The sequence below is a fragment of the Thiomicrospira sp. genome (assembly GCF_014859555.1).
Lineage (GTDB): Bacteria > Pseudomonadota > Gammaproteobacteria > Thiomicrospirales > Thiomicrospiraceae > Thiomicrospira.
In genome coordinates this window covers 28,329-44,312 of record NZ_JACUTY010000012.1, presented here as the reverse complement: position 1 = coordinate 44,312, position 15,984 = coordinate 28,329, and the positions used below count along the sequence as shown (strand labels likewise).

At 44.7% G+C, this 15,984-nt stretch carries 18 protein-coding genes; 15 read left to right on the top strand and 3 right to left on the bottom strand.

Annotated features, from left to right (window positions below):
• Positions 1 to 90: 90 nt before the first annotated feature.
• The gene (locus tag IBX48_RS03740) at positions 91 to 450 is read right to left on the bottom strand and encodes a PilZ domain-containing protein (protein ID WP_296830873.1); all 360 of its coding nucleotides are present in this window, start codon (positions 448 to 450) and stop codon (positions 91 to 93) included.
• 42 nt (positions 451 to 492) lie between these two features.
• Between IBX48_RS03740 and IBX48_RS03735 the strand changes: the two genes are divergently transcribed.
• The 4 genes from IBX48_RS03735 to IBX48_RS03720 all read left to right on the top strand — a co-directional run bounded on the left by IBX48_RS03735 (position 493) and on the right by IBX48_RS03720 (position 4,669).
• A complete protein-coding gene (locus IBX48_RS03735; protein ID WP_296830870.1) occupies positions 493 to 771 on the top strand; it encodes a heavy metal-associated domain-containing protein in 279 nt (92 codons plus the stop codon).
• A 2-nt stretch (positions 772 to 773) separates the two neighbouring features.
• On the top strand, positions 774 to 3,002 hold the full coding sequence (gene parC, locus IBX48_RS03730; RefSeq protein ID WP_296830867.1) for a DNA topoisomerase IV subunit A: 2,229 nt from the start codon (positions 774 to 776) through the stop codon (positions 3,000 to 3,002).
• A gap of 104 nt (positions 3,003 to 3,106) precedes the next feature.
• Positions 3,107 to 3,949, top strand: a complete 843-nt coding sequence (locus IBX48_RS03725) for a motility-associated protein (RefSeq protein ID WP_296830865.1) — start codon at positions 3,107 to 3,109, stop codon at positions 3,947 to 3,949.
• A 24-nt stretch (positions 3,950 to 3,973) separates the two neighbouring features.
• A complete protein-coding gene (locus IBX48_RS03720) occupies positions 3,974 to 4,669 on the top strand; it encodes a flagellar motor protein MotB (protein WP_296830863.1) in 696 nt (231 codons plus the stop codon).
• Positions 4,670 to 4,679: 10 nt separating this feature from the next.
• Here the strand turns inward: IBX48_RS03720 and IBX48_RS03715 are convergent, their stop codons facing one another.
• Positions 4,680 to 5,273, bottom strand: coding sequence for a class I SAM-dependent methyltransferase (locus IBX48_RS03715; protein ID WP_296830861.1), 594 nt, complete (start codon positions 5,271 to 5,273; stop codon positions 4,680 to 4,682).
• Positions 5,274 to 5,285: 12 nt separating this feature from the next.
• On the bottom strand, positions 5,286 to 5,921 hold the full coding sequence (queE, locus tag IBX48_RS03710; protein ID WP_296830859.1) for a 7-carboxy-7-deazaguanine synthase: 636 nt from the start codon (positions 5,919 to 5,921) through the stop codon (positions 5,286 to 5,288).
• 148 nt (positions 5,922 to 6,069) lie between these two features.
• Between queE and leuC the strand changes: the two genes are divergently transcribed.
• From leuC to accD, 11 genes are read left to right on the top strand one after another with little or no spacing between them, the layout of a single operon-like run.
• Positions 6,070 to 7,497 (top strand): 3-isopropylmalate dehydratase large subunit, encoded by a 1,428-nt coding sequence (gene leuC / locus IBX48_RS03705; RefSeq protein ID WP_296830857.1) that lies wholly within the window; start codon positions 6,070 to 6,072, stop codon positions 7,495 to 7,497.
• Entirely contained in the window at positions 7,494 to 8,138 is a 645-nt protein-coding gene (leuD, locus tag IBX48_RS03700; RefSeq protein ID WP_296830855.1) for a 3-isopropylmalate dehydratase small subunit, read from the top strand. Before leuC ends, leuD begins: the two co-directional genes overlap by 4 nt.
• Before the next feature lie 24 nt (positions 8,139 to 8,162).
• Positions 8,163 to 9,239 (top strand): 3-isopropylmalate dehydrogenase, encoded by a 1,077-nt coding sequence (gene leuB, locus IBX48_RS03695; RefSeq protein WP_296830852.1) that lies wholly within the window; start codon positions 8,163 to 8,165, stop codon positions 9,237 to 9,239.
• A gap of 3 nt (positions 9,240 to 9,242) precedes the next feature.
• Positions 9,243 to 10,199, top strand: coding sequence for a M23 family metallopeptidase (locus IBX48_RS03690; RefSeq protein WP_296830850.1), 957 nt, complete (start codon positions 9,243 to 9,245; stop codon positions 10,197 to 10,199).
• Complete coding sequence (locus IBX48_RS03685; RefSeq protein WP_296830848.1) at positions 10,121 to 10,597, top strand: polymer-forming cytoskeletal protein; 477 nt, start codon at positions 10,121 to 10,123, stop codon at positions 10,595 to 10,597. Before IBX48_RS03690 ends, IBX48_RS03685 begins: the two co-directional genes overlap by 79 nt.
• A 34-nt stretch (positions 10,598 to 10,631) precedes the next feature.
• A complete protein-coding gene (locus IBX48_RS03680; RefSeq protein ID WP_296830846.1) occupies positions 10,632 to 11,651 on the top strand; it encodes an aspartate-semialdehyde dehydrogenase in 1,020 nt (339 codons plus the stop codon).
• 8 nt (positions 11,652 to 11,659) lie between these two features.
• Positions 11,660 to 12,442: a tRNA pseudouridine(38-40) synthase TruA gene (gene truA / locus IBX48_RS03675; RefSeq protein ID WP_296830843.1), complete on the top strand. Its 783-nt coding sequence runs from the start codon at positions 11,660 to 11,662 to the stop codon at positions 12,440 to 12,442.
• On the top strand, positions 12,433 to 13,056 hold the full coding sequence (locus IBX48_RS03670) for a phosphoribosylanthranilate isomerase (protein ID WP_296830841.1): 624 nt from the start codon (positions 12,433 to 12,435) through the stop codon (positions 13,054 to 13,056). Before truA ends, IBX48_RS03670 begins: the two co-directional genes overlap by 10 nt.
• Positions 13,057 to 13,084: 28 nt before the next feature.
• Positions 13,085 to 14,290 carry a tryptophan synthase subunit beta gene (gene trpB, locus IBX48_RS03665; RefSeq protein ID WP_296830840.1) on the top strand — a complete coding sequence of 402 codons (1,206 nt, stop codon included), beginning with the start codon at positions 13,085 to 13,087 and terminating at the stop codon, positions 14,288 to 14,290.
• Between the two features lie 13 nt (positions 14,291 to 14,303).
• A complete protein-coding gene (gene trpA, locus IBX48_RS03660; protein WP_296830839.1) occupies positions 14,304 to 15,131 on the top strand; it encodes a tryptophan synthase subunit alpha in 828 nt (275 codons plus the stop codon).
• Positions 15,125 to 15,979, top strand: a complete 855-nt coding sequence (gene accD, locus IBX48_RS03655) for an acetyl-CoA carboxylase, carboxyltransferase subunit beta (RefSeq protein WP_365942345.1) — start codon at positions 15,125 to 15,127, stop codon at positions 15,977 to 15,979. The genes trpA and accD overlap by 7 nt, the downstream gene beginning before the upstream one ends.
• Positions 15,980 to 15,984 lie beyond the last annotated feature (5 nt).

The following is a 15,984-nucleotide window of genomic DNA, read 5'->3' as shown; positions in this document are numbered from 1 at the left end:
TTGAGCAGATTGAGCAGATTGAGCAGATTGAGCAGATTGAGCAAATAAATAGGGATGGTGAGGCTGTAAAGGTAAGTGGATTATTTTCAATCAAAGTTGTGATTTTGCATGACTATCAATGAAGTTTGAAATAATGCGTTGCTGGTGTGAACTGATGGCGTCAAAATCCACCCCAATCAAAAATTGTCCCCGAACAGGAGTGCTGTGAACAAGGCGTGCATTGAGTTTTAGTTCAATAAACTCGTCATAAAATGGCAAACTTAAACGCAATTCAACCAGATCATTGGCGTTTAATTTGATGGGACCAGTTGCCCCCAGTCCTGTCAGAGATAAATTTATCATCGTTAAACCTAAGCTTAGGTTTTGATGGTTTAAGATAATTGGTCGATGGGTGGTTATTCGTTTATTATGGCGATACTCAGAGTTTGAGTGTGGTTTATGATTTGACATAATGATTGATTCTTAATAAATAAATAATTGAAGGTGATTACTATGCAACATAGATTAGAAGTTGACAATATAAAATGTGGGGGTTGTGCGCATTCAATTGTGTCTAAGCTGTCCGCTTTGGATGGCTTGTCCGACGTTGCGGTTGATGTTGAACAAGGCCAAATTTCGTTTTCTTCTGAAAACGAATTAATTGATCAGGTAAAATTGCAGCTTAAAAGCATGGGCTATCCTGAAGTAGGATCATTGGAAGGTTTGGGTGCTGCAGGGGCCAAAGCCAAATCATTTGTTAGTTGTGCAATCGGAAAAATGACTAAGGAGTAAGTGTGTCTCAGCAAATCATCAATTACGAGGGAGTGGAGCAGCAAAGCGTGGCGCACTTCACCGAGAAGGCTTATCTCGATTACGCCATGTACGTGATTTTAGATCGCGCTTTGCCTCATATTGGTGATGGCTTAAAGCCGGTGCAGCGACGGATTATCTATGCGATGTCAGAGCTGGGTTTAAAAGCGACGTCAAAATATAAGAAGTCGGCTCGTACTGTGGGGGATGTGCTAGGTAAGTTCCATCCACACGGTGACAGTGCTTGTTATGAAGCCATGGTGTTGATGGCGCAAGATTTTTCATTTCGTTACACACTGGTTGATGGACAAGGGAACTGGGGTTCGATCGATGATCCAAAATCGTTTGCAGCCATGCGTTACACCGAATCCAGGTTGTCTAAGTTTGCGCAACTATTACTCGATGAAGTCGCTCAAGGAACGGTTGATTGGGCGCCCAACTTTGATGGTACGTTGGATGAACCGTTGGTTTTACCAGCTAGAGTGCCACATATATTGCTTAATGGTACCTCAGGAATTGCGGTGGGGATGGCTACCGATATACCGCCACACAATTTGCGCGAAATTGTGTCCGGCTGCATTGCTTTGATTGAAAACCCAAACTTAACGGATGCCGAGTTATTTGAATTTGTTCCCGGCCCCGATTATCCGAATGAAGCTTTAATTATTACACCAAAAGAAGAGTTGGCTCAGCTCTATACAACGGGGCATGGCTCAGTACGCCAGCGCGCGGCTTATGAGGTTGAAGACGATTTAAGTGTGGTTGTGAATGCGCTGCCGTTTCAAGTGTCTGGGGCTAAAGTTTTAGAGCAGATTGCGAATCAAATGCGCGCGAAAAAATTGCCAATGGTGGTTGATTTGCGAGATGAGTCGGATCATGAAAACCCGACGCGTTTAGTGATTGAGTTGCGTTCTAAGCGTATTGACGTACATGCCACGATGTTGCATTTATTTGCTAGTACCGATCTTGAACGCAGTTATCGGGTCAATTTAAATGTGATTGGTTTAAATGGCCGCCCGCAAGTTAAACACTTACGAGGTATGTTGCTTGAGTGGTTGTCTTATCGTGTTGAAACTGTGCGCCGCCGTTTACAGTATCGATTAGATAAAGTACTGGATCGTTTACATATTTTAGATGGCTTATTAATTGCCTTTTTAAATATTGATGAAGTCATTGCAATTATTCGTGAAGAAGATAAGCCCAAGCCAGCCTTAATGGAGCGCTTTGGTTTAAGTGATATTCAGGCGGAAGCGATTCTAGAGCTGAAATTACGTCACATAGCACGTCTAGAAGAAATGAAGATTCGTGGTGAGCAAGCCGAGCTGGAAGCCGAGCGTCAAAAGCTCGAGCGAATTCTTTCCAGTGAAACACGGCTTAAAAGCCAGGTTAAGAAAGAGTTGTTGGCTGACGCAGAAGCCTATGGCGATGAGCGTCGCTCACCTCTGCTTCAGGTTGATGCGGCACGCGCTATGAGCGAACAAGATTTATTACCATCTGAACCAATTACGGTTGTGTTGTCGGATAATGGTTGGGTCAGGGCCGCAAAAGGGCATGATGTAGATGGCCGCCAGCTGGCTTATAAATCAGGCGATGATTTTGCCGCCCAAGCCTTTGGACAGAGTCGGCAAATGGCGGTGTTTTTTGATTCTACTGGACGCAGTTATAGCTTGCCGGGTCATAGTTTACCTTCGGCAAGAAGTCATGGAGAGCCATTAAGTGGTCGATTAAGTTTGCCTGCCGGGGCGCGAGTTACCCAGGTAATTATGGGGGATCCCAAACAGAAGTTTGTGTTGGCTTCTACGGCGGGTTATGGTTTTATTACAAGCTTGGATAACTTAGTTTCAAAAAATAAATCCGGCAAGGCGATTTTAAGTCTGCCGGCCAAGTCGGAAGTGTTGGCGCCCTGTGGTGTTAAAGCTGGAAATTGGGTGGTGATCGTTACGTCTGAACCTAGATTGTTAGTGTTTTTATCGGATGAGCTGCCTGAGTTGGCAAAGGGTAAAGGCAATAAGCTAATTCAATTAGCCAAAGACGAGAGTGTTATAGCTGTATTTGCTTGCGAGCCAGGTTCAAAATTGGACTTTGTGGCTGGGGATTACGTTAAAACATTAGGTGTAACGGCTCTTGAAGAGGCACTGTCTGAAAGAGCTAAGCGAGGTATTCCGCTACCGAGAACCTTGAAGAAAGTCACAGAAGTACGTTTGTCTCAGTAAGGATGGCATATCTGTTGCTTTGTTCTGATTTATAAAAGTGATTAAAATAAAACCTGCTATCCAAGCTCGGCTTGGATATGACTTAACTCGGTGAATGGTTATATATGAGTATTTTTGCAAAACCCCTCGGGATCTTAGTTATATTTTTAAGCTTTCTTGGCGGCTTTAAGTTAATGGGTGGAAACCTAGCTTCAATTTGGCATCCCTCTGAATTGGTCATCATTTTGGGTGTGGCGATAGGGGCCTTTATGGTATCGACACCCATGTATATTTGGCTTGAAGCTTTTAAGAGTGCTGGTCGTGTGTTTGCGGGCGATAAGGTTAATAAACGTTTGTATGCAGAAACGATTGGATTGCTTGAGGAGTTAGCAAGAACGGCGCGTGCCAGTGGCATGTTAGCGCTCGAAAAGCATGTTGTGAATCCTGGGGTCAGTCCGATATTCAGTCATTATTCATTGGTGATGAAGCATAAAGCACTGCGTAAATTCATTGTCGATAATTTTAGTTATTTGTTGTTGAACCCACCGCAAAGCCAGCATTTTGAAGATCATTTATTGGATCAAATTGATGGTATTTATAATTCGATGATGGAATTACCCAAAGCTACCGGCAAAATCGCAGACTGGTTACCCGGGTTTGGTATTGTGGCGGCGATTATGGGCGTAATTTTAACAATGACATTGCTGGGTGGTGAAATGGATGTGGCTCTAATCGGCCAATCTGTGGGCGCGGCTTTAGTTGGTACCTTGGCAGGTATCTTTTTTGCCTTTGCACTGGTGGCTCCTTTTACTCATGCATTGGAAATAATGAATCGACAGGATCGTTCATTACTCGAAATGACCGCGGCTTTTATTGCCGCTTATGCAAATGGTGTATCGCCAAACCTTGCGGTTGAAGTTGCGCGTCAACGTATTCCGCCAGAATATGATATTCCGCGGAGCAATTAATGAATACTAGGCAGGGAGTTTAATATGTCTCGTCGTCGCGGTGGAGGGCACGATGAAGGTGGTGGGGCCCATGGCGGTTCTTGGAAGATTGCATTAGCCGATTTAATGACCGTTTTGATGGTTTTTTTCTTGGTGATGTGGCTAGTTTCGGTTGTTGACCCAGGTGATAGGGATGCATTTGTACAGTCAATGTTGGGCGATAAATCTTCTAAAGAGGTGGAGCAAGACGCAAGTATCCGTGGCAGCGAGTTGAATCCGTTAGACCTGAAGCCACCAGCGACTACACTAGAAATTCAGCGGGCGATGAGTCAAGTAAATGTAAAAGATATTGAAATTGAAGATACGCCTGAATATACGAAGATAACCTTGAAATCTGACAGCTTTTTTGAAAGTGGGCGCGCCACGATCAACGACCGAACTCGCTTGCAATTGGAGTTACTTGGCGAAACTTTGGCGGGGCGTGGTCAGACTATTCGTATTACAGGTTATACAGACAGTGTACCTATTAATACATTGCAATACCCGTCAAACTGGGAGTTATCGGCTTCGCGTGCGGCCACTGTAGGGCGAACCTTTATTTATATGGGGGTTAATCGGGAATTGGTTTACATTGAGGGGCGTGCTGATAACGATGCCGTTGCGCCTAATGATACGCCCTACGGACGCTCATTGAATCGCCGGGTCATTATTATGATTGATAAGACTGGCAATTTATTATAGTGACGTTTTGTCAGTGTGTTTTTAGTCCAATCAGTTGAATAACTTCACCAATGCCCGTGTGTCCAGTGCCTTCTAGTATTTCTCTTTGAGTTTCTGTGGCGTGCGACCAGTCTAGGCCGAGCAATTCGAGTTTAACCTCATTTAAATCCATTAATAAATCCAAGTCTTTCGGGCCACCCGTGCTGTGTTCAAGTTGTTTTTTACTATAGGCTTCAGCGATAAAAACGCCATGGGATTTGAGTGCCGTGACAATATTGCCATGCACTTGCTTCCTCAATGTGGGGGGTAGGTGGCAAAAAATGGCAATAATGGCATCCCATTTAGATTGACCCATGTCAAATTCGGCTAGGTCGGCGACTAAGGTTTGGATGATTACGTTTTCTTGTTTAGCAAGTTGCTGGGCTTTGTTTAGACCAATCTCGGAAGCATCGACTGCGGTGACTTGGTGGCCTAGCTTGGCCAAAAAAATGGCGTTACGTCCTTCGCCTTCCGCAATGCAAAGTATGTTGCTATTGGGGGTCAGCTTCTGGGAAGCGGCACGCAAGAAATCGTTTGGCTCTGTACCGTATAAATAATCTTCTCGGTCAAATTTTTGATTCCACATAGATTTAAACTTCTAGTCAATATTCATTATTTTGTGAGTCTGTAAGCTTAGACGCCACTCAGGGTGTTGAAGACAGAAACTTATTGCAGACTTAAGATTTTTTGCCTGATCTGCTCCATCCATGGGTTGTAAGTAAAAGTGGTTAAAGCCTGTGATTGAGATGTGGTTGGGCAATAATCCGATCTGTGGGTAAACTAATTTAAGTTCATCACCTTCGGTCAAAATCCAAGGTGCGCCAGCTTTAGGGCTAACACATATCCAGTCGATTCCTTTTGGAGGGAGTTTTGTGCCATTGGTTTCAATTGCGATTTCAATCTTATATTTGTGTAGCTCATCTACCAGGTTTTGGTCAACCTGTAATAAGGGTTCCCCCCCTGTTAATACGACAAAAGGGTGGATTTGGGTTGATTTTGGCCAGAAACTTAATAAGTGTTGGGTTAACGCCTTGGCATCAGCAAAACGGCCACCATTTTGGCCATCTGTACCGACAAAATCGGTGTCACAAAATGAACAAATCGCACTATCTCGATCTTGTTCACGGCCTGTCCATAAGTTACATTGGCTAAATCTGCAAAAAATAGCCGGCCGCCCAGTATGTACACCTTCGCCCTGTAGGGAATAAAATACTTCTTTGATCTGATAACTCATTTTTTTTCGCAAGGTTTGGTTTGAATTGATGATATTTTACTACGTTGTAAAAGTTTCAAAATGTTATAATTCGAAACTATTTTTTAGACTTTAGCTTGTGGCGGAATGTGTTTAGTCCGTTCAAGTATTAAATGGATACGGAAAACCAATGTTAGCAAAAACGCTCTATGACAAGTTGTGGGATGCGCATGTAGTTCGTCAGGAAGAAGACGGTACCGCCTTGATCTATATTGATCGGCAATTATTGCATGAAGTAACTTCGCCTCAAGCTTTTGAAGGCCTGCGTTTAGCGAAGCGTAAGCCGTGGCGTGTTTCAGCAAACCTGGCTACCCCCGATCATAACGTGCCAACTACTGAGCTGACAGGTGGGGTGTCGAGCATTAAAGATCCGATCTCGCGTATTCAAGTTCAAACTTTGGGAACCAATACTAAAGAATTCGGCATTACTGAATATGGCATGGGCGATGTTCGCCAAGGGATCGTGCATGTTGTCGGCCCTGAATCTGGCGCCACCTTACCAGGTATGACTGTGGTGTGTGGCGATTCTCATACATCAACCCATGGTGCTTTAGGTGCATTGGCGCATGGCATTGGTACGTCTGAAGTCGAGCATGTATTAGCGACCCAGTGCTTAATTCAAAAGAAAATGAAAAACATGTTGGTTAGGGTCGACGGTGTATTAAAACCAGGTGTTGGACCTAAAGACGTGGTGTTAGCTATTATAGGTAAGATTGGTACAGCTGGCGGTAATGGTTGTGCAATTGAATTTGGTGGTCAGGTCATGCGAGATATGTCGGTTGAAGGACGTATGACGGTTTGTAATATGGCGATTGAAGCTGGCGCAAGAGCAGGCCTGGTGGCGGTAGATGACAAAACAATAGATTATGTAAAAGGTCGACATTTTGCCCCTAAAGAAGAATATTGGGATGCGGCGGTGGCTTATTGGTCAAATTTTAAATCTGATTTGGATGCGGTTTTTGACAAGGTGATTGAACTGGATGGCTCAAATATTGAGCCTCAGGTGAGCTGGGGAACATCTCCTGAAATGGTAGCCAGTGTTAATTCCGTGGTACCTGACCCGGCCAAAGAAGCCGACCCTGTTAAGGCTGGTGGCATTAGACGCGCACTTGACTACATGGGGCTAAAACCTAATATGGCGATTACAGATATCGCAATAGATTATGTATTTATTGGTTCATGTACTAACTCGCGTATGGAAGATTTGCGAGCTGCGGCGAATATCGTAAAAGGCCGTAAAGTTTCACCTAATATTGAGCAAGCCTTGGTGGTGCCTGGATCGGGCAGAGTTAAGCAGCAGGCTGAAGCTGAAGGCTTGGATAAGATCTTTATTGAAGCCGGATTTGAGTGGCGTAATCCGGGTTGCTCAATGTGTCTAGCGATGAATGCTGATCGTTTGCCTCCGCAGAAGCATTGTGCCTCTACTTCGAATCGTAACTTTGAAGGGCGTCAAGGTGCCGGTGGACGTACTCACTTAGTTAGTCCACAAATGGCGGCCGCTGCAGCGGTAGCGGGTCATTTTGTGGATGTGCGCGAAATGATGGGAGTGTCGTTATGAGTATGAATCAATTCACTAAGCTAACAGCTATTGTTGCACCATTGGATCGCTCAAATGTCGATACGGATGCGATTATTCCTAAACAATTCTTGAAGTCAATTAAACGCACCGGATTTGGGCCTAACCTGTTTGACGAATGGCGTTACTTAGATGTGGGGCAACCCGGAGAGGATAGCTCGCAGCGTCCGCTAAATCCAGATTTTGTGTTGAACCAGCCACGTTATCAAAGCGCTAAAATTTTATTGGCACGAGAAAATTTTGGTTGTGGTTCAAGCCGTGAACATGCGCCTTGGGCTTTAAAGGATTACGGCTTTGATGTCGTAATTGCGCCCAGCTTTGCAGATATATTTTTCAATAATTGTTTTAAAAATGGCATCTTGCCGATTCCTCTGCCTGAAAAGCAAGTAGATGATTTGTTTAAAGCGGTTGAGTCTAAAGAAGGATATGAGCTAACGGTCGATTTAGAACAGCAGCAGATTGTGACGCCAGCTGGACAGGTTATCGACTTTGAAGTTGATGCCTTTAGACGTCATTGTTTATTAAATGGCTTGGATGATATTGGCTTAACCTTAGTGCATGCAGAAAACATAAAGGCATACGAGCAAAAAATGCGTGAAAAAACACCGTGGTTGTTCGCATAAATCAAGATTAGTAGGAAAGTATAAATGACACAAAAAGTATTGTTATTGCCAGGTGATGGTATTGGCCCAGAAATCGTTGCAGAAGCGGTCAATGTTTTGGAAGCACTTAAAGCGAATCATGGTTTAGATATTGACATGGTTAGTGGTCTAGTAGGGGGCGCGGCTTATGATGTCAGCGGCCATCCTTTGCCAGAAGAAACAATGCAGATGGCGCGTGATGTTGACGCCATTCTGCTTGGTGCGGTCGGCGGTTATAAGTGGGAAACACTTGATATTTCTGTGCGCCCTGAAAAAGGCTTGTTAGGTTTACGTTCAGGGCTGGGGTTGTTTGCTAACTTGCGTCCAGCGTTTTTATACCCACAGCTAGCGGATGCTTCTTCACTTAAGCCCGAAGTGGTGTCCGGTTTAGATATTTTGATCGTTCGGGAGTTAACGGGCGGGATTTATTTTGGTCAACCACGTGGTATCCGTACGCTAGAAAATGGTGAACGTCAGGGGTACAACACCTATGTGTATTCAGAGTCAGAAATCGAGCGTATTGGGCACGTAGCATTTCAAGCGGCGATGAAACGCAATAAAAAGGTATGTTCTGTCGATAAAGCTAACGTACTAGAGGTGACGGAGTTATGGCGTGAGGTGATGACGGACTTAGCTCAGCAATATCCAGACGTTGAGCTGTCACATATGTATGTTGATAATGCCGCTATGCAGCTGGTGCGTAATCCGAAGCAGTTTGATGTGATTGTTACCGGTAATATGTTTGGTGATATTTTGTCAGACGAAGCGTCTATGCTGACTGGTTCAATCGGCATGTTACCTTCCGCGTCATTAGATGCAAACAACAAAGGCATGTACGAGCCAAGTCATGGCTCTGCACCAGACATTGCGGGGCAAAACCTGGCTAACCCATTGGCAACTATCTTGTCTGCCGCAATGATGTTGCGATACAGCTTGGGGCGTGAAGATTTAGCGATTAAGATTGAGCAGGCGGTAAGTAAAGTCTTAGATCAAGGACTCAGAACTGGTGATATCTATTCGAAAGGTATGCAGAAAGTATCTACATCAGAGATGGGATCAGCGGTTGTTAAGGCCTTAGGATAATAGATGTCTTCTAGACAGCATTTTACAATTACGATAACGGATGTGCACGGTGCACGTCATTACTCGTTCAGTCAGTTTGTTAAAAAGTTTGTCTGGGTGTTGCTGATCGTCTTTTTCTTAGTGGTTACCGGTGGGGCGGGTTCTATTTGGTGGCTAAATAAAGAAGTCGAAGAAATTCAGACGTTAAAACGCCAAGCTGAAATGTCTTTTTTAAGGGCGCTTGACGAACGCCAAAATGAGTACTCTAATCTGGTTGAGGAAAAAGCACTGCTGGTTAATGAGCTCGAAGAAAAGATCAAGCAAGTCGGGTTTTTAGACCAGACATTGCAAGGCTTAGAAGAGTTGATTGGTGTACAGCCCGAACTAGATTCGCCAATCATTGAGCGAGTTAAATTGACTCAGTTAACCACGCTTGAAAAGCAAATTATGCTGGATCATATTCCAAATGGACGCCCTGTAGGCGTGTTTAGAGGGGTAACCAGTGGCTATGGTTGGCGAACCCACCCGGTTAGAGGCACGCGTGAATTTCATTACGGTATTGACTACCGTGGTGAACGAGGTGCACCGGTGTTAGCAACGGCCGATGCCGTTGTTGAATATGCTGGGTATCATCGCAGTAGTGGTTATGGCAACCTCATCATTTTGAGTCATGCTTATGGGTTTAAAACCTTTTATGGTCATTTGCATACACTCAATGTCAAAACAGGCCAGTTTGTTAATAAGGGTGACTTAATTGGGGGCGTTGGATCTACCGGCGTTTCTACTGGACCTCACCTACACTATGAAGTAAATTTTGTTCAGCGTAAATTAAATCCCGCACCGTTTGTGCAGTGGGGGTTGGAAGATTACGATAGTATTTTTGATAAAGTAGAGGGTATACCATGGGGATCTTTAAGTCAGGCGATCAGAAACCAAGTCGAGAAGGTGGAAAAACAATTATTGCTGAGGGATGTTCAGTAAACGGTGAAATTGTCGATTTGCAGGGAGCGCTGCATATTGATGGCCACATCGACGGTATTGTTGAAACCAGTTACGATATTTCAATTGGCCAGAACGGCAGTTTGAATGGTTTAATTAAGGCGCGTTCAATTTTTCTAAGTGGAAAATTAGAAGGTAAAGTAGCTTGTGAACGTATTGAAATATTAGAAACGGGCAAGTTAGTCGGCGAGTTAATTAGTGGCGAATTAACTATTGAAACCGGCGGCAAATTTATTGGCCAAAGCCGAGAGTTAAGTGAAAGCGGTATTATCGTAGGTGTTGAAGACGAAAAACCGGCGCAAATTGAGAGGCCAAAGTTTGGTCAGGAATCGGATTCCAACAAAGATGAAGAGTCGGATTTAGACGAGAAAAAAGCATAACAAAGCGTAAAGCAAAGGATAGGTTGAGTTTCTTATGAGAAAATTTGATGTCGCAGTAGTTGGCGCCACCGGTGCCGTAGGTGAGACGATTTTAAAAGTACTAGAGGAGCGTGATTTTCCGATAGGAAACCTGTACCTTCTGGCAAGCAGTCGCTCTGCAGGCAAAAAAATTGAATTCAAAGGTGAGTGGGTTGAGGTATTAGACCTGGAGACATTTGATTTCTCAAAAGCTCAGATTGGGTTATTTTCACCCGGTGCAAGTGTGTCTGCTATTTATGCCCCGAAAGCCGCTGCAGCAGGATGTGTTGTGGTAGATAATACCTCACAATTTCGTTATGACGACGATATCCCTCTAGTCGTACCTGAAGTGAACCCTGATGCGATTGCCGGTTATAAAAAGCGTGGCATAATTGCGAATCCAAATTGCTCAACCATTCAAATGATGGTGGCTCTAAAGCCGATTTATGATGCCGTGGGCATTGATCGCATTAACGTGGCTACCTATCAAGCGGTATCAGGAACGGGTAAAGAAGCGATTGAAGAGTTGGCTAAGCAAACAGCTGACATTATGAATCTTAAGCCAGTTGAAATTGAAGTTTATCCGAAGCAAATTGCGTTTAACTGTATTCCACAAATTGATGTGTTTATGGAAAACGGCTATACCAAAGAAGAAATGAAAATGGTTTGGGAAACCAAAAAGATTTTTGGTGACGAGTCTATTAAAGTCAACCCAACTGCGGTTCGAGTCCCTGTTTTCTTTGGTCACAGTGAAGCCATTCATATCGAAACAAAACAAAAAATTACAGCTCAGCAAGCACGTGAGTTATTGCAGAAATCACCAGGCCTGGTGGTGATTGATGAACATGTGGATGGTGGTTACCCGACGGCCGTATCGGATGCGGCTGATACTAATCCAGTATATGTTGGTCGTATTCGTGAAGATATTACGGTTGAATGTGGTTTGAATCTATGGGTTGTTGCCGATAATGTGCGTAAAGGTGCGGCGACCAATACCGTGCAAATTGCTGAAGTATTGATCGAAAAATACTTGTAGTTTCATAAATGAAGTGGGCGTTGGGTGTCGAGTATTTAGGGAAACACTACTGTGGTTGGCAGCGTCAACATCATTGTGATTCAGTTCAGGCTTTTGTAGAGCGAGCACTGAGTCGGATTGCGGCGGAATCGATTGAAGTTGTATGTGCGGGTCGGACGGATACGGGTGTGAATGCGATAGGGCAGGTGATTCATTTTGAAACACCTGTTGAGCGATCTGAAAGATCTTGGCTAGAAGGCGTGAATACACATTTGCCAGCCGATATTCGGATTAGCTGGGTGAAACGGGTTGGCAAGGATTTTCATGCACGGTTTAGTGCATTTGCGCGCCAGTATCGATATGTTATCTTTAATCGGCCTGTTCGCAGTGCGGTATTAAGTGATCGGGTCACCTGGGAGCGCAAACCTTTAGATGAAACCCTTATGCACCAGGCGGCTCAAGCTTTGGTGGGTGAGTTTGATTTTTCATCTTTTAGAGCCGCTCAATGCCAAGCTAGCCACGCACGCCGAGAGATTGATTTTGTGAAGGTAACACGGCGGGGTGATTTTGTTTTTATAGACATAAAAGCCAATGCTTTTTTGCATCACATGGTGCGAAACATTGCCGGAACTTTGATGCAAGTTGGAAGAGTTGACGCGCCAGTTGAATGGGTGGCAGACTTATTAGTGTTGCAAGACAGAACCAAAGCGACAATAACCGCACCGGCTACCGGCCTATATTTTGTCAACGCATTTTACCCACAAGAGTTTGCGATACCGCAGGCTTCGTTGAATGAGGTTTTATGGCAATAATGAAACGTGTCAGGGTAAAAGTGTGCGGTATCACACGTCCAGAAGATGCCCTAGCGGCGGCTTGCGCCGGAGCCGATGCGATTGGTTTGGTTTTCTATGAACCCAGTCCCAGATCGGTGACCGTTGAGCAAGCTAAACTCATTGTTCAAAATTTACCGGCTTTTGTGACAACTACCGCTTTATTTGTGAATGCCGACGCGTTATTGGTTGAGCAGGTTATTAATGAAGTTAAAGTAGATTTATTGCAATTTCATGGAAATGAGCTGGCTGAGTTTTGTGGCCGTTTTTCTCGGCCCTACATCAAAGCGGTGGCGATGCAAGCCGATACGGATGTGATGCACTTTGCGGAGACTTACAAAGACGCTCAAGCTTTATTGCTCGACACATACAAGCCTGGCGTGCCAGGGGGGACGGGAGAGGTTTTTAATTGGAAATTGTTCCCTAAGGATTCGGTCAAACCCCTTATATTGGCAGGTGGTTTAACGCCTGAAAATGTTAAAGCCGCGTTGGGTATCCCAAATATTTGGGCACTGGATGTCAGTGGCGGCGTTGAGATAAAAAAAGGCATAAAATCGGCTCAAAAAATAGCCGACTTTATTCAGGCTACCCTGTAAAAAAACCTAGATGATAATGGATGATTAAATGACGATTGATTACGCTCAATTTCCAGACGAGAATGGCCATTTTGGCCCATATGGTGGTGTGTTTGCCCCAGAAACATTGATGGCACCACTCGAAGAGCTTAAACAGCAATACCAAAAAATTAAAAATGATCCTGACTTTTTGGAGCAGCTGAAAGCTGACTATCAGGATTATGTCGGGCGCCCCAGCCCTCTCTACTATGCGAAGCGCTGGAGTGAAAGTCTCGGTGGGGCCAAAATTTATTTAAAACGAGAAGACTTAAACCATACTGGCGCGCACAAAATAAATAATACGATTGGTCAGGCTTTGTTGGCTAAACAGCTCGGCAAGACTCGAATTATAGCTGAAACTGGTGCTGGTCAGCATGGCGTAGCGAGTGCGACAGTGGCCGCACGTTTAGGTTTAGAATGTGTGGTTTACATGGGGGCCGACGATGTAGTGCGTCAAGCTCCCAATGTAGCTCGAATGAAAATGCTGGGCGCTAAAGTCGTTGCCGTCGAATCGGGCACACGTACACTCAAAGATGCCTTGAATGAAGCGATGCGTGACTGGGTAACCAATGTTGACAATACCTTTTATATTATCGGCACCGTGGCGGGCCCCCATCCTTACCCAATGATGGTACGTGATTTTCAATCCATTATTGGTCGTGAAGCGCGTGAGCAAATTCTGCAAAAAGAAGGCAAACTACCCGATGCGCTTATTGCCTGTGTGGGCGGCGGATCGAATGCGATGGGTTTGTTCCACGCCTTTTTACCGGATGAGTCGGTAAAAATATACGGTGTTGAAGCGGGAGGGCATGGTTTGGAGACGGGGCAACACGCGGCGCCTTTATGTAAAGGTAAGCCCGGTGTGTTGCACGGTAACCGTACCTATCTGATGCAAGATGAAAACGGACAAATTTCGGGTACTCATTCTATTTCAGCGGGTCTAGATTATCCTGGTGTGGGCCCTGAGTTGGCTTGGTTAAAGGATATTGGTCGGGCTGAATTTGTCGCGATTACTGATGATGAAGCTTTACAAGGCTGGCGAGATTTAACGCATATGGAAGGCATAATTCCAGCGTTAGAAACCAGTCATGCGTTAGCTTATGCGACTAAGCTGGCGCCGACTATGCGCCCAGATCAAACCATTATTATTAACTTGTCGGGACGTGGCGATAAAGACATGAACACCATAGGCAAAATTGAAGGGTTTGATTTCTGAAATGATGAATAATATGAATAGAATTAAAACCCGTTTAGCGCAATTAAAAGCCGAAAATCGAACCGCTTTAATCCCTTATATCACCGCTGGAGATCCAGAACCCACCGCGACACTTGAATTGATGAAGCTGATGGTAGAAGAGGGGGCAGATTTAATTGAGTTGGGTGTGCCTTTTTCAGACCCGATGGCGGATGGTCCGGTTATCCAAAAGGCTGTTGAACGCGCCTTAAAGCATAATATGAGTTTGAAACAGGTTTTATCGGTTGTTAAACAGTTTCGAGAAACCGACAATGAAACCCCTGTTTTATTGATGGGGTATTTAAATCCGGTTGAAGCCATGGGGTTTGAACACTTTGCCCAGCAGGCGGAGCTGGCAGGATTGGATGGGGTGTTGACGGTTGATATGCCACCTGAGGAAACCGCCGGTTATACTGAAGTGTTAGCGAAACATCATCTTGATCGTGTGTTTTTAGTTTCGCCAACCACCCCCAAGTCAAGGTTAAAGGCGGTTGCTGAGCAAGGTAGCGGATTTGTTTATTATGTTTCGTTAAAAGGTGTAACCGGAACAGGAAAACTGGATGTCGGTAATGTACGAACTCAGGTTGACTTACTCAAACAACAGGTTGATTTGCCGGTCGGTATTGGTTTTGGTATTCGAGATGCCGAATCGGCCTATCAAATGGCGCAAGTTGGCGAGGCTGTGATTATCGGTTCGGCCTTAGTGAGCTTGATTGAACAGCATCAGCAAGAAGGTTTGTTAGCAATTAAACAGGCTTTGATTAAACAAATGCGTGTGTTTCGACATGCTTTAGATCAAGCTGATAAGGGAGAAGTATTGTGAGTTGGTTTGAGAAAATTTTACCCAGTATTAAACAAGTAACGGAACGGAAGAAATCGGTGCCAGAAGGACTTTGGATGAAATGCCCAAAGTGTGAAAGTGTGCTGTATCGTTCTGAAGTTGAGCGTAACGATGAGGTGTGTCCAAAGTGCGACCACCATTTGCGCTTGAGCGCACGTAAACGTTTAAAAGCCTTTTTTGATGAAAGCAGTAAAATTACTGAAATCTCGGCCGATGTCTCCCCCGTTGACGCTCTGAAGTTTCGTGATCAGAAAAAATATAAAGATCGTATTGTCGCGGCGCAAAGAGCAACTGGTGAAAAAGACGCCTTGATAACTCAAGTTGGCACCATTGACGGACTCGAAGTGGTTGCGGCCGCATTTGAGTTTAAATATATGGGTGGCTCAATGGGGTCGGTTGTGGGCGAGAAGTTTGTTCGTGCTGTGAACGAGGCGATTGCTCGTCGTTGTCCAATGGTGTGTTTCTCGGCGAGTGGTGGGGCGCGCATGCAAGAAGCTTTATTTTCATTAATGCAGATGGCGAAAACCAGTGCGGCTTTGGGTCGTTTAAGAGCGCAAGGTTTACCTTATATTTCAGTCATGACCGATCCAACCATGGGTGGCGTATCCGCTAGCTTTGCGATGTTGGGAGACTTAAATATTGCCGAACCGAAAGCCCTGATAGGTTTCGCGGGTCCGCGCGTTATTGAGCAAACCGTGCGTGAAAAATTACCGGAAGGTTTCCAGCGCAGTGAGTTCTTGTTAGAACATGGCGCGATTGATCGTATTATTCATCGTCATCAGCTCACTAAAGAGTTAGCCTCTATGGCACGGATTTTAATGAATCAATAAGAGAT